The following is a 14,548-nucleotide window of genomic DNA, read 5'->3' on the forward strand; positions in this document are numbered from 1 at the left end:
TCTGGTTAACTTTTGAAAGACATTCATACATTAAAAATTTAAATCGATACCGAATGTGAACGTTCTATTAACGGGGAAGCCTCCGCTCTGGTAACCCGAAACTAATGGAGAGCTGTAATTGCCACTTGTGATTCTGGCTTCGGGATTAATGCCCCGGTATGATTTGCCAGTAATAAAATAAACGTTATCTGCAGAGCTGAAAATGCGCAGACTGTTCACTTTCACTTTCTTTAAAAAGGCTGGTTTAAAAGTATAACCCAATATTACGTTGCGCAGATAGGCATAAGAAGCATCTTCGACAACAAAATCGGTAAGCATTACATCGGCATAGGTACCAATACCATAATAAGGTGTTTTGCCATCGCCAGGGAAAGCCTCACTCACCCATCTGTTATCGGTAAAAGCTTTATCATATCTCCGGGTTTCGTTGTAATAAACATCTCCATTAATTAAATCTCCGCCTTGAGACCCCTGAAGTAAAATGCTTAAATCGAAATTTTTATAACGGAAAGTGTTGGTGATGCCCCAGGTAAAATCAGGGTACGGGCTTCCGATACCGGTGCGGTCTTTTTCATCGATTACATGATCGCCATTCTGATCGACGATTTTAAGGCTGCCCGGTGTTAAATAATTCGATAAGATAGAACCTGTTTGCCCGCTGGCTGTAATATCTGCCTGCGAGAGCCAAACGCCATCTGTTTGATAGCCGAAAAACTGTACCGCGGGACCGCCAACAATTGATGCATAAATTTCATTCCTTACACCATAATTGTATTGATAGGGCTCGCCGCCTAGCTTAATTAATTTATTTCTGTTAGCGGCAAAATTAAGGGAGGTATTCCATCTGAAAGCTTTATTATTGATATTGGTAGAACTGAGCTCTATCTCTATTCCTTTATTTCTTACGGTTCCGTTATTGTTCCAATACGAATCAGATCCTGTAAAAGATTCTGTCCCCTGTTGCAATAAAAGGTCTTTGGTAGTAGAGTAATAATATTCTACACCAAGGATGATACGGTTTTTAAGCAAACTGATATCTAAACCTAAATTTGCCGATCTATTGGTTTCCCAGGTAATGTTGCGCCCTGCTATTACCGCTCCATTAGGTGCCTGCCCTGCATTTACATTTCCTGTTCCTTCGCCAAAAGAATAATTTGCCTTGTAGAGTAAATCTTCGAAAGAGAAATCGGCAATCCGGTTATTTCCCGTTTCGCCATAACTGGCCCTGAGCTTAAGTCCGCTTAGCCAGTTTTTGCTGCCTTCCATAAATTTTTCGCTGCTGATTACCCAACCGGCAGATACTGCCGGGAACCAGCCATATTTATTACCCGTACTAAATTTAGAACTTCCATCGGTACGTAAACTCGCCGAAAAAAGATACTTTCCGTTATAATCGTAATTGATACGACCGAGGTAGGAGATTAATCCAACAGGTCCAACTTTTGCCGTATAGGTCTGCCCCTGATCAATCTGCGCAGCCTGGGCCAGTGTGGTAAAATCATCAGTTGGCGAATTTAATCCTACCATGTTCGAAATTTCCTGGGTGGTTTTTTGCATGGTATAACCCAATAAACCTGTAAAATTGTGCTTACCAATGCTGTGGATATAATTTAAGGTGTTTTCCCAGAGCACATCTACATTTTTTGAGTTGTAAATGGTACCAGAATTTACATCGCCATCTTTACGTGCATTGCTTTGCGTAAGCACGTTACTTTGCAAATCGCTGTAATAACCGCTTAAAGAAGATTTAAAAATTAAGCCTTTGCTGAAAGTATACGATAAATCTGCCCCACCCTGCACACGGTACACCTCCGAGAAGCGTGTTTCTCTCGATGCAATGGAAACCGGGGTGTTGTTACTGGTAGAAAAAGGATTTAAAGCTCCCGAACTCGCCCAGTAAGATCCATCAGGCATAAAACCTGCATAATTTAAACTTGCAAAATGCCTTGCCTGCACATAATCGCCAGAGCGAATGTTCGACCATTGCGGTGTCTGATCGACAAAAGCAGCTGTAAATGCCGTATGATAAACTGGCAAAGAAGAATACCAACGGTAATAATCGATATAGGTATTTGCCGGTTTCTGGGTTTTGGTATAGGTAGGGTTTAAATTTACACTCAACGCAAGTTTTGGCGAGAGATTGGCATCAATCTTTACCCTGATATTACCTTTATTGTTTTCGCTGTATTTCATTACACCTTGATCTTGCTGCATGTTGCCGGAGATATAATACCTCAGGTTTTTGCTCCCTCCCGAAACACCAAGTTGTACGTTGTAAATTGCAGCATTACGTAAACCCTCCTGTTGCCAATTGGTAGCTGTACCGCTAATCTGATTTTCGATCACATAGGAGGTCCTTTCCAGGTCGGTTATTTTATTAAATCCGGTGGTAACACTTGGGTCGGTCATCCTTTGCGCAGCTTCCTCAAATAACAGACTGGTATATTCAGAAGTAGTCATTAAAGGATGAAGCTCGTAGGCTTCTTTTATACCGTAAAATGTTTTGAATGTGTACTTTGGCTTATCGGCAACACCTTTTTTGGTGGTAATTAAAATTACGCCATTGGCTCCACGTGAGCCGTAAATAGCGGCCGAAGCTGCATCTTTTAAAACATCTATTGATTCTACATCGTAACTGTTAATAAAAGCCATACCATCGGCAATGGGTTGCCCATCTACCACCACTAATGGATCGGCATTAGCACTTAAAGAAGTGGAGCCACGCACACGCAGAGTAGGGTCTGAACCTGCTTCTGATGTGATATTCTGGATGGTTAGGCCAGCAAGTTTTCCAATCAGCGCATTATCCAATCTCGATGTTGGGATCTCATCCAGGTTATCGTTTTTTAACCTGCTTACTGCGCCGGTTACATGCGATTTTTTCTGTACGCCATAACCGATTACCACCACATCGTCCATGTTGTTTTTAAGTTCGGTAAGTGTAATGGTGATGGTTTCGTTCTTGCTTACCGGATGTGCATGGGGCTGATAGCCAATAAAATTAAAAATCAGTGTTTTCCCGGTTTCTACATTAATTGAAAATTCGCCTTTGGTATTTGTGGTTACACCCTGTGTTCCATCTTTCACTTTCACTGTTGCACCTGGCATGGTTACCCCTTCGGTATTTTTAACTACTCCTTGCACCTTAACTTTGCTTTGAGCACTTACCTGATTTAGGAACAGAAAACATGATAATATTGCCAGCACAACCAGCTGCAAATAAAATTGTTTCATATTGGTTTATTAATTGGTTAGTTTCTGTGCAACTGGTAAATCATAAATTAGCTAAGGCCAGCTACCGCCTTAGTTAATTGTTTTGTGAGGCTATATCTTAAATATATTGCCATCCTGAGCCTGTCGAAGGATTTATTTAAATGTCCTGCAAAGCATTTCGACTACTGGTCCCGATTCATCGGGAAGCTCAACATGAGAAATCTAAATTGACTGCGATTTATGATACGGCCTCATCATTCATTCCTGATTAATGTAGCTAGCTTAATTATATCCTGGGTTCTGCTTTAAATTCCCTTTGCTCAAATCTATTTCGCTTTGTGGGATAGGAAAAATCAATCGAAACGCCGGAACGGTAATATTTGGATTCCCTGTTGCCGTTAAGTAGCCATTGAGTGTGGATATTGTATTTGCCTGATCCATCCTCACCAGATCGTACCACCTTGAGTTTTCGAAACCAAATTCTAATTTTCTTTCCTTAAAAATGGCTTCCCTTGCTGCTTCTTTGGTATTCAATGTGATATACTGACTGGCAACAGCCCTTGCTCTAACTTCATTTAATGGACCAAGCACATCGTTATTTGGAGCGGCTAACAGTTCGTTCGATGCCTCTGCATACATTAAAAGTACATCTGCAAACCTAATTACCGGAAAATCATTACCTGCATCTCTTTGTGGAGCTGTTGCATCAAGAAATTTGGTACACAGGCCATTCGCCGCATTAAATGTAGTTGCTTTTCTTACATCGCTTGTTTCGAAAAGGGTTTGATAAGGAGCAGATGCTTTCACGTTTCTGGCATCGCCATTATTGGAATATTCGTAGGAGAATGAATTGCCCTCTCCATTTGCACTCGCTTTATAACGCACGGCAAATAAGATCTCTTTGCTCATTTCGCTGGTAATGCTAAATATTGCCGCATAAGATGGATTAAGTGCATAGGTACCACCCTTAAAATTTGTACCCAATAACGGTATTAACTGTAATTTTGCATTTTCGTATTCTTTTAAAGTAAGGTATACATTTGCCAATAAGGCCTGCGATGCTCCTTTAGTTACCCTAGCCACTTGCGCTGTAGGCCATGATGCCGGGCAATAATCTACCGAGGTTAAAAGATCTTTTTTGATCTGTGTGTAAATCTCCGCTTTACTGATTCTTTTAAATTTTTCAAAATCATCAAATTTGATGGATTCTGTGAGTAAGGGTACATCGCCATACAACCGCACTAAATTGAAGTACATCAATGATCGGATAAATTTAGCTTCGCCTTCGAAGTTTCGTTTTTTTACAGGATCGCTTACGTTATTAATGTATTTCAACACCAAATTGCAACGAGCAATCGTATTATAGGCGCGTTGCCAGTAGTCGAGCAAAAAGAAATTGGAAGGTGCATCCCGAAAGAATTTTATGGCACCCCAATCGCCTTCCAAAGAAACACCGGAGGTATTGTCTGCTCTGATTTCGGTAAGTTTAAACTCGATATCGTATACTTTCTGCAAACCATCATAACAGGCAATCACACCAGTTTCTACCTGTTCGGTATTTTCATAGTAGGTTTGCTCTATTAAGTTGGAGATTGGTTTCTCATCTAAAAACTTTTTACAACCTGTAAAATTCAACAAGATTAAGGCTGCTATACATATTTTACGTTTCATTGCTTAAGTTTTAAAAGTTAGCATTAATACCAAATGTGATGTTTCTGGTGATTGGAGCGGACCCTCTCTGATAACCATTTTTAAGCGGATCTTCGGTATATTCATTTACCCCTTCAGGATTGTAGCTTGAGTAACCTTTCGCAAATTTGTACCAGAGGTTGGCTGCCGAGGCATAGATCCTAAAATTGCTTGCTTTGATGGCTTTTAACCATTTAGCTTTAATGGTGTAGCCTACATTTAAGTTCCGAAGCGCAATAAAAGAGGCATCTTCAATAGAATATCTGCTTTCTGTTTTGTATTTGGTTCTGGCCTGTAAAGCAGGAGATAGATTTAAATAAGCTGAAGTTCCTGTAGCCGAAAACTGTGTTTCGTAGTAATTTGGATCGGCATTAAATACACTGGCACCTTCTGAGCCCTGGATGACAAAACTGAGATCGAAATTTTTATACTTCAGATTACTCGTTAGTCCCCAGGTAAATTTTGGTGTCGGCTGTCCAAGTACCACACGGTCTTGTTCATTTACCACGCCATCGCCATTAATATCACGCGCGATAATCCGGTCGGAGTGCACATTGGTAGGCCAATAATTACCAGCCACCTCTATATCACTATCATATTCATAACCATAAAACTGAACCAGGGGCTGCCCAACCTGGGTGAGGAAATAATTTAACCTTTTAGGGTCGCCGATTCCGATAATAAAATCGCTGTTTCCCAGAGCTTTTACGGTATTTTTATTGGTCGCACCATTTGCACTTAAGCTCCATTTTAGGTTCTCGCTATCGATAATTTTAGCACTCAGTTCGAATTCTAAACCCTGGTTTTGCACCTCTCCAATATTTGTCCAAATACCATTACTCCCGGTTATGGTGTTAATAGGCAGGTAAAAAAGTAAATCCTTGGTCGAAGAGCTATAGGCATCTACCGTAAGGGTAAACCTGTTTTTTAAAAAGGCCATGTCTACACCTGCATTAAAACTGAAGCTCCGTTCCCAGCCTAAATCAGGGTTATCATAAAAACTAGAGTTAAATCCTAAACTGGTCGCATCGCCCAAAACGGCACCCACTGAGCTTACATTGGCAAAGGCCCTGTAATTACCGATGTTGTTATTTCCGGTTGCCCCATAACTTGCCCTTAATTTGAGGTCGTTTACAAAGGCATTTTCTGGGTAAAAATCTTCTCTGTTAATCCGCCAGCCAATAGATGCTGAAGGGAAATAGCCCCATCTGTTCTGATCACCAAACCTCGAGCTGCCATCCCATCGCGAACCGATAGATAGCAGGTATTTATTGTCATAGGCGTAATTAGCCCTGAACAGTACCGATGCCAGTGCACTGCGTTCTTCGGTAGAAGTTAAAGCGCTTAACGTACCTGCATTTAGCGTCGGAATATTATCGGTGGCAAAATTAGTTGCTGTTGAACTGCTATTGGTCAGCTGTGTTTTCTGTGCGGTAAAACCAGCAATTACATTCAGATCGTGTTTATTAAAACTTTTGTTATAGCTCAATATATTCTCATTCAAGAGATCAATTGTTTGGGTATTTGCCAAAGTACCTTTTGTTGATGCCTGTGCGACTGCTGCACCCTGTAAAACCGGATCTCTTGTGGCCCAGGATTTTTGAAAAAACTCATTTCTGGAATTGCTGATAAAGGCGCCTCCAGATATTTTTAAAGATAGGGCATCGCTAAAATTATACTGGACATTTGCATTACCAAGTGTTTTTATAGTGTAGGTTGTATTGTCAATACCATATAAATTGGCGTAACCGTTATTATTGGCTGTGGCCGATAAATTAATGCCCTTGTACTTCGTGTTTGTAGCAGGATCGAACGCCCTTTGGTTTACCATGCTTCCAACAGGCAATCCTGTTGCCTGCGAAATGCTTTCAGTTGCATATAGTGGCAGCCACGTAGCAAAAGCCCTCAACAAATCGTGCACTTTATAAACTGGTGCATTTTGTACCGTATAAGATGGTGTAATACTCAGTCCGATTTTCCATTTTTTGTTCGGGGTAATATCAATATTGGCCTGCAAACCATATCTTTTATAATCGTTGGTTGCAATTACCCCCTTATCAAACAAAGCTTCGCCCGAAACATAATATTTTACCGTATTGCTTCCACCGCTGAGGTTAGTTTGTACGTTTTGAAAAGCACCCTGCCTGAAAACGATATCCTGAGGATCGAGCGGCACATCAAATTTTTGTGCCGCAATAATTTCGGCTGAAAGATTTCCATTGTTAACCGATTTTACGTGATCTGCCCACTCCGATAATGTTGGAAATTCTAACCTTCTATAAACATCTTTAACACCCACCGAAGTATTGAAACCGAAAACCGTTTTACCGTTTTTACCCGATTTGGTTGTAATTAAAATAACGCCGTTTGCCCCTCTGGAGCCATATATTGCAGCCGAAGCTGCATCTTTTAATACCTCGATACTTTCTACATTGTTCATATCTACGGCCGATAAATCGGTTGGTACCGGATAGCCATCTATAACAATTAAGGGATTTGTACCAGCCGTAATAGATGCTGCACCGCGGATTTTAATTACTGGAGCTGCACCGGCAGTGGCATCTGTAGTTTGGATCTGTACACCAGCCAGTTTTCCGGCAAGTGCCTGGTCTGCCCGCGAAACCGGAATTTGGTTCAGGTTATCATTCACCAGTTTCGCTACCGAACCTGTAACAGAAGATTTCTTTTGGGTTCCGTAACCGATTACTACAACCGTATTCATGGTGTTTTCTTGCGCAGTAAGATTGATGGTAACGGTTTCGCTCCTGGTTACCGCATAAGTTTTAGATTGGTAACCCAGATAATTGATTAAAATAGTGCTTCCTGTTTCTATTGTTAGCGAAAAAGCACCTTTATCATCAGTTACAGTTCCCTGCTTACTACCTTGAACAGTTACAGATGCTCCTGGCAATACACCACCCTTATCGTCTTTTACAAAGCCTTGAATGGTTAGCTTAGTTTGCGAAAAAACAGGATTCAACAGGAAAATGGAAAATACTAAGAGCAATATGCCTCTAAAGTAAAATTTCGTTTTCATAATCGTATTGGTTTATATTTGGTTAGGTTATCTTTTGCACTTGGTAAATACAAGATTTACGGTAGCAGCCCAGCGGTTGTAACTGAGGTATTTTGCTTGAGCTGTATTAAACAACAGATTGGCTTTTTGGTAAGAACCTGGTCAACCTATCATTTAATACAGCTGGTATACTTATGAGAAATTTAATCCTCCATTAATATCAATGTTGGTTCCGGTGATATAACTCGATTCGTCAGAGGCCAGGTAAACGATCAGGTCTGCCACTTCTTTGGCCTCACCCTCGCGTTTTAGCAAAGTGGCATTGGCCACATTTACCCTTACTTCGGGCTTACTGAAAGTATCGTGAAAAGTGGTCGCAATCATTCCTGGTAAAACCGCATTTACCCTGATATTTTTAGGGCCAACTTCTTTTGCCAAAGCCCTGGTATAAGTCATAATCCCGCCTTTTGCCGTAGCATAGGCACTGGCACCCGGGCCACCCCCATCGCGCCCCGCCAATGAAGAGAGATTTACAATCGATGAGCCAGAAGGCATGTGAGGTATGGTGGCTTTCGAAACGAGAAATACGCTTTTAAGATTCAGATCCATTACCTGATCCCAGAATGCTTCGTCAAGTTCTGCTGTAAGTTTACGGGCAACCATGCCACCGGCAACGTTGACTAGAATATTGATTTCAGATCCAAATGCACTTTGTGTGGCTGCTATTAATTTTTCAACATCAGCGGCTTTGGTTACGTCGGCCTTAAAGATGATACCTTCACCCCCAGCATCCTGGATCAGCTGAAGTGTTTCTTCTGCATTTTGTATATTTCCGTAGTAGTTGACCACCACCTTTGCACCTTGTGCTGCCAGTTGGCAGGAAACGGCTCTCTGCCGATGTCTCTAGAACCACCCGTTACGATGGCAACTTTGTTTTTTAAACGCATAAATGTAATTGGTTACGATGTAAATGTTTTTTTTGAGGTAATGTATTTTATACAGATCCAGGTAATTGGTACCAGCACTGCGGCGAGTACAAAAAAGGATACATAACTTGTTTTGGTAATAATGGGTACTGCCCATGTGGTTAAAAGCGTTCCGGCAACAGCTGCTGTTCCGCCCATGCCGGCAACTGTACCTACGTTTTTACCATTAAAATAATCACTGGGTAAGGTTTGGATATTACCGATCAGAAACTGAAAGCCAAATAAGGTAGCCCCTATTAATCCCATCGCTAAACCCGGATTTTCCTTTAAAGTGCCCAGAAAATAAACGATGCCAACCAAAGCAAGCAGCATAATGGCACAGCCTACTGCAATCGCATTTTTCCGGGCATTAACAGCAGTCGCACCATTTTTAATTCTCCACGATGAATAATAGCCGCCCAATAAACCGCCAATTGCAGCAAAAAGATAGGGTACCCAGGTAAATGATCCGATTTGTTTAATATCGAACATAAACTGTTCTTTTAAAAAAGTAGGAAGCCAGGTTACAAACAGCCACCAAACCGGATCGATAAAAAACCTGCTCATAATGATGCCCCAGGTATTTCTGAACTTTAAAAGTTCTTTCCAGGTTAATACAGGCGCAGTATCAGCTATATTTTCTCTACCAGATGATTTATCGGCTATAAAATCCCTTTCTTCCTGTGTGATCCAGCTATGTTTATCGGGAGTAGCTTTATTAATGATCCACCATGGGATAATCCAGATTAGGCCCAAAATGGCAATCAGAACAAAGGTCATTTTCCAGCCAAAGGCGATATACAACAAGGCAATAATCGGCGCAGAAATTACTGAGCCCATTGATGCGCCTGCACCAAAAATCCCCTGGGCAATTGCCCTTTCTTTTGCAGGAAACCACTCTGCATTACTTTTTGTAGCACCTGGCCAGTTTCCCGCTTCACTAAAGCCTAATAGAAACCTGAAAATATTAAACGAGGCCAAAGACCTTGCAAACGAGTGCAGTGCAATAGATACGCTCCAGGCTAAAATCGATAAAGTCATGCCCAAACGGGTGCCCACTGCATCCATCAGTTTTCCTGTAAAGGTTTGCCCAAGTGCATAAGCGATCATAAAAAAAGTGGTAATCAGTGCCAATGCACTTTTATTGTCCAAGTCAGCAATGCCAAAATCTTTATAAATGTATGGCCACATAATATTAATGGCACTCCTATCAATGTAATTGATCACTGTTGCCAGTGCAATCAATGCGATGATATACCACCTTAATCCTTTAATCTTCATTGCGCTTAATTTCTGACCTGCTTATAATCCCAAACCCTTTAAAAACTCCATTATCTTCACATTTACCGCATCGTTATCTTCTTTGGTAAATTTTCCGTGTAAACCACCTTTAACGGTAATAAACTCATTCTTCACCCCCAGCTGATCTAATTTTGCTTTTAGCGCTACAGATTGTTCGTAGGGTACTGTCGGGTCGGCATCACCATGTACAATAAATGTTGGCGGACTTGTTTTTTTCGCCTGGAATAAGGGAGAAACAGATTTTGCAAAATCCTGATCTTTTGCTTTATCGCCCAACCAGCTGGTTGCCGATTTACTTGTTTTATGTACACCATAGCCCCAATCCCAAACATCGGTAATGCCATATTTATCGATTATGGCTGCAACTTTAATATTTTCAGTGCCGCCACAGTTGGTATCGAAAAGATGGTTATTTTCCATATATCCACCCATCAAGGCTAAATGTCCACCTGCCGAACCGCCCATGATCACAATCTTGTTTACATCTATATTCAGTTTTGCTGCGTTTTTGATGAGGTATATTAAAGCACACCGGGTATCCTCAACAGCAGCTGGTGCAGTTGCGGCACCGGTTAAACGATATTCGATATTGGCCACAGCATAACCGCGTTTAAAAAAGCCACTAAATCCGCTTTGTGATTCTTTGGTTCCTTTATTCCATCCCCCTCCGTGAATGTTGATGACAATGGGCGTTAACCCTTTTGTTGCAGGGGGTAAATAAAGGTCCATCTTGCCTTCCCAATCGTTTACCCTGGTATAAACCACATCTAGCTGTGCTGTAAAACCTGCAGGAAATTGAACTTGCTTAGGCTCTGCCTCTTGTGCTTTTGTAGAAAAGTTAAGGCATAACAATCCACATAACATGAATAAATATTTCATATCTATTTAATTTTCAATAAGTTGTATAATTATCTATAAAAAATCTTCGCGGTGTGGGGTAAAAATATCGATTAAGATTCCGGGTTCAATACATACGCATCCGTGTATTTCGTGAGGCGGTACATAATAGCCATCACCTTTTCTGATTATTTTTTTATTTTCGCCTATAGTCATTTCAAAAACGCCGCTATCAACATAAGTAACCTGTGTATGGTGATGTTCATGTAAGACACCAACAGCTTTTGCATCAAACCGGGCTTTTACCAGCATAATCCGGTCGTCGTAACCGTAAATTTTTCTCGCTACGCCGTTTCCTAAATCCTGCCATTCAGTTTCTGCCTCTATCTGAAATAATTCGCTCTGTATCATATTTATTTGAGTTGTATTTGGTTATTCTTGTCCTGATAGTTGATGGTATATTGATAAGTTTTGTTTTTTACTTTAAATGATAATGCTACCTGTTGTTCATTGGCGCTAATAATCTGTAAATCGCTGATGCTGCTATTTGCACCAACAGTGGTTTCGTTAACTGGGTCTACTTTTCCATGCGATTCTGTAATACTAAAAAACACCTGATTTTTTGCCTGTTTTTGAGAGAGCATAAAAGCTTTACTTTCTACCAAACTCATATCAGGGTCGTTTGCACCTAAAGAAAGTAGTTTAACCTTTAATTCTGATCCTGTGGTAAAGTGTGTGGTATAAAAGCGTTTATTGTTCAGCACACCAATGTAACCACCTTTTGCAGGTACAGTTTCTTCTGCATTAAGCCAAATGTGTTGGTAACCATTATCATCACCTAATGCTTTTAAGTTGTTTTTAATCCCGTTAATTTTAAAAGATGATATTACTAATTGTCCGTTATACCAGAAAGGGAGATCATATTGGTGATTTTGGCTGGATAATGCCTGAAACACATCAATTAATATGGGCTTATTCAAACCATCAATCGTAACCAGTGCAGTGGTACGTTTCATATTTACGCCAGGATAAGCTTTTGTTTCAGCAGCGCTAACAGCCTTTATCTTTCCATCGTTTTTAAAGAAGATTTTTTCAGGATGGGCAGTTTGGGCCAGATCAGCATCTAAATTAAAATTCGAGGTTTCATCCACAACCAGCGTGTTATGTGCCACGGTCTGTTTAGCCCAGGTTTTGTTCTCAGGTAAATAGTCGCCACCCTTTTTTGTTTCGATGTTTAAAAAACGGGCTGCACCGTAATCAGGAAAAACTTCAACGCTATGATCATAGTAGAGCATGTTCAACCGATCGAAATGGCCATGCCCCATGCCTTGCGAAGCCGCCTTGATCAATACACATTGCTGATCGCTATTACTGCCCGATCTTAAAATACCCAAGCCTCCCTCTGTACCATCTAACCCATCGCCAATCCATTCGGTATGGTAAACAAAAGGTTGATTTTTTCCGGCCTTTATCGCTTCCGCAATTTTTAAACCTGCATCTGATACGATTACTTCATTTTGTCTTTGCGCTATATCCAACAGTTCTGGCTGTGCCTTAATATCGGCATAGGCAATATCTACACCGTACACCAGTTCTGCTGATTCAAAAGTTTTGTCTTTTATGGCATCATTAATCGGGAAGAAATTACCGGTGGTATAAGTGAGCTGCAAAGAGGTATTAATAGCTTTAGAAAGCAACTGATTTCTATAATTAAAAATCTGGCGCTGAGGATCGTAGTTGTTGATTGTTTTGGCAAGGATAATAAAAGGCAAAAGTGCATAGCGTTGGTAATACGGACCTTCAGTGTAATATCCATCAGGAGAAAACAGCTGATCAATTTGTGCCAGGTAACCTGTTTTACCATCCTTATTAGAGCCCTTAAGGGCCATTTCCACATAATTTGGCAAGTGGAGTACATAGCCTGTCATACCTACAGCAGCAATATCCCAGGTGCCATGGTTATGGATCTTATCAAAAGTTTCTTTACAATCTTGTGTAAAAAATTGAAGGATGGGCATAAAAAGATGCTCCTCAATGGTTTCCCGGTCTTTGGCATCGATGGCATTATACGCTAAATCGTAACCCTGAATGGTATAAACCTGCCAAACAAAATCATTTAAACTTTGCCAGAATATTCTTCCCCCCTGATGACCATCTTTTCGTTTAGGATGCAATGGCCATTGTTCGTAACTTGCTGCATATTTTAAGAGTATGTTTTTGATATAATCGGCATATTTCTTATCGCCCGAAATCTGGTAGGCAATACCACAGTTAAGGATATGGATATAGTTCTTTTTGTGCTGTTCGTGTGTAAATCCACCGCCGCCATCAGCAGGTAGCGGAACAGAAATCCCCTCTTTTAACGCCTGATCGGCATCATCCTTCACTTTTGAATAAGATTTTGCCAATACAGGATAAGCCTGAATCCCCTTTCTTATAGCCGCAACATTTTTACCCGTAATCATGATGCTTGGATGCTGTTGAGCACCTGCAGACCATGATAAAATCAGGCAAAAGGATAGTATTACTAACTTTTTTAAGTCGTTCATATAGGGAATAATAATGGATGAAAAACAAGTCTTAAGCGTTGAAGACCTGTAGATTATTTCTTTTTTATCTTATGGTTTCTGAATGATTTTTTGTGCTAAATAGCCTGCTTTACTTATCTGATACATATCATGAAGGTGTCCGGCAACCGCATTTTCGGCCGCATCAATATCCTGGTTTTCTATCGCCCTTAAAATTTCACGATGCTCTTTTTTTGACTGAAGTCCGCGATTTTCTCCGCAAAGTTTGTTTTCGTTAATATTTTTAATCAGATCGGGAATAATGATGAGGATCATCGATTCGATCACAGAGTTTTTAGAAGCCCTTGCAATTTTAATATGAAAAAGCATATCCTCTTCCACAGCATCCTGCCCACTGTCTATCTTTTGTTCAAAATCCTCTATGGCTTCTCTCAGGCTAACCAGATCTTCTTCGGTTCTTCGCTCAGCTGCTAGTTTTACTGCATCAAGTTCGAGATAATAACGCGCCTCTAACAAAGCATTAAAGTCATCCTTATTGAATTTGATGATATCGGTGATTAAATTATCCATGATTTTAATCCCCATACCTGCTACATAGGTACCACTTTGAGGATTGGTTTTTAGCAGACCATAAAATTCAAGTTTTAAAATCGCCTCTCTTACATAACTTCTGCCTACGCCAAATTTTTCGGCAAGCATTCTTTCTGGCGGTAGCCTATCACCTGGCATAAGCTGCCCGGTAGAAATAAGTTGTTTTAGCTGGCCGATGATTTTATCTACCGGCGACTCAACTTCGATCGATTTGATAGTTTCGATAAAGGATTTCATAATATATATTTGGTTAACCAATTAATTGGTTAACCAAATATATAAAAGACATTCTATAGTGCCAAATATTTTTTGGAAGATTTAATGCGTTGATACAGATAAATTTCAAAGATCAGGCTAACAACACCAATAAGCTTCCTTTTAGCCGCTTATGTATTACCATTGATACA

General features: G+C 40.5%; 9 protein-coding genes. All 9 read right to left on the reverse strand.

What is annotated here, in order from left to right:
* Positions 1-30: 30 nt before the first annotated feature.
* The 9 genes from QF042_RS23605 to QF042_RS23645 all read right to left on the reverse strand — a co-directional run bounded on the left by QF042_RS23605 (position 31) and on the right by QF042_RS23645 (position 14,378).
* Positions 31-3,234, reverse strand: a complete 3,204-nt coding sequence (locus QF042_RS23605) for a TonB-dependent receptor (protein ID WP_307532610.1) — start codon at positions 3,232-3,234, stop codon at positions 31-33.
* Positions 3,235-3,495: 261 nt separating this feature from the next.
* Positions 3,496-4,884: a RagB/SusD family nutrient uptake outer membrane protein gene (locus QF042_RS23610; protein ID WP_307532611.1), complete on the reverse strand. Its 1,389-nt coding sequence runs from the start codon at positions 4,882-4,884 to the stop codon at positions 3,496-3,498.
* Between the two features lie 10 nt (positions 4,885-4,894).
* Positions 4,895-7,939: a TonB-dependent receptor gene (locus QF042_RS23615; protein ID WP_307532612.1), complete on the reverse strand. Its 3,045-nt coding sequence runs from the start codon at positions 7,937-7,939 to the stop codon at positions 4,895-4,897.
* A 171-nt stretch (positions 7,940-8,110) separates the two neighbouring features.
* On the reverse strand, positions 8,111-8,767 hold the full coding sequence (locus tag QF042_RS23620; RefSeq protein WP_307532613.1) for an SDR family NAD(P)-dependent oxidoreductase: 657 nt from the start codon (positions 8,765-8,767) through the stop codon (positions 8,111-8,113).
* 110 nt (positions 8,768-8,877) lie between these two features.
* Positions 8,878-10,164, reverse strand: a complete 1,287-nt coding sequence (locus QF042_RS23625; protein ID WP_307532614.1) for an MFS transporter — start codon at positions 10,162-10,164, stop codon at positions 8,878-8,880.
* Between the two features lie 21 nt (positions 10,165-10,185).
* Positions 10,186-11,064: an alpha/beta hydrolase gene (locus QF042_RS23630; protein ID WP_307532615.1), complete on the reverse strand. Its 879-nt coding sequence runs from the start codon at positions 11,062-11,064 to the stop codon at positions 10,186-10,188.
* A 33-nt stretch (positions 11,065-11,097) separates the two neighbouring features.
* On the reverse strand, positions 11,098-11,433 hold the full coding sequence (locus tag QF042_RS23635; protein WP_307532616.1) for a cupin domain-containing protein: 336 nt from the start codon (positions 11,431-11,433) through the stop codon (positions 11,098-11,100).
* Between the two features lie 2 nt (positions 11,434-11,435).
* The gene (locus QF042_RS23640) at positions 11,436-13,571 is read right to left on the reverse strand and encodes a heparinase II/III family protein (protein ID WP_307532617.1); all 2,136 of its coding nucleotides are present in this window, start codon (positions 13,569-13,571) and stop codon (positions 11,436-11,438) included.
* Between the two features lie 69 nt (positions 13,572-13,640).
* Positions 13,641-14,378 carry a FadR/GntR family transcriptional regulator gene (locus tag QF042_RS23645; RefSeq protein WP_307532618.1) on the reverse strand — a complete coding sequence of 246 codons (738 nt, stop codon included), beginning with the start codon at positions 14,376-14,378 and terminating at the stop codon, positions 13,641-13,643.
* Positions 14,379-14,548: the final 170 nt, after the last annotated feature.

The sequence above is a fragment of the Pedobacter sp. W3I1 genome (assembly GCF_030816015.1).
Lineage (GTDB): Bacteria > Bacteroidota > Bacteroidia > Sphingobacteriales > Sphingobacteriaceae > Pedobacter.

Bases quoted from the DNA above. Each gene is read 5' to 3' on its own strand.
- QF042_RS23615 (WP_307532612.1), bottom strand. From the start codon at position 7,939: ATGAAAACGAAATTTTACTTTAGAGGCATATTGCTCTTAGTATTTTCC.
- QF042_RS23625 (WP_307532614.1), bottom strand. From the start codon at position 10,164: ATGAAGATTAAAGGATTAAGGTGGTATATCATCGCATTGATTGCACTG.
- QF042_RS23630 (WP_307532615.1), bottom strand. From the start codon at position 11,064: ATGAAATATTTATTCATGTTATGTGGATTGTTATGCCTTAACTTTTCT.
- QF042_RS23645 (WP_307532618.1), bottom strand. From the start codon at position 14,378: ATGAAATCCTTTATCGAAACTATCAAATCGATCGAAGTTGAGTCGCCG.
- QF042_RS23635 (WP_307532616.1), bottom strand. From the start codon at position 11,433: ATGATACAGAGCGAATTATTTCAGATAGAGGCAGAAACTGAATGGCAG.
- QF042_RS23605 (WP_307532610.1), bottom strand. From the start codon at position 3,234: ATGAAACAATTTTATTTGCAGCTGGTTGTGCTGGCAATATTATCATGT.
- QF042_RS23640 (WP_307532617.1), bottom strand. From the start codon at position 13,571: ATGAACGACTTAAAAAAGTTAGTAATACTATCCTTTTGCCTGATTTTA.
- QF042_RS23610 (WP_307532611.1), bottom strand. From the start codon at position 4,884: ATGAAACGTAAAATATGTATAGCAGCCTTAATCTTGTTGAATTTTACA.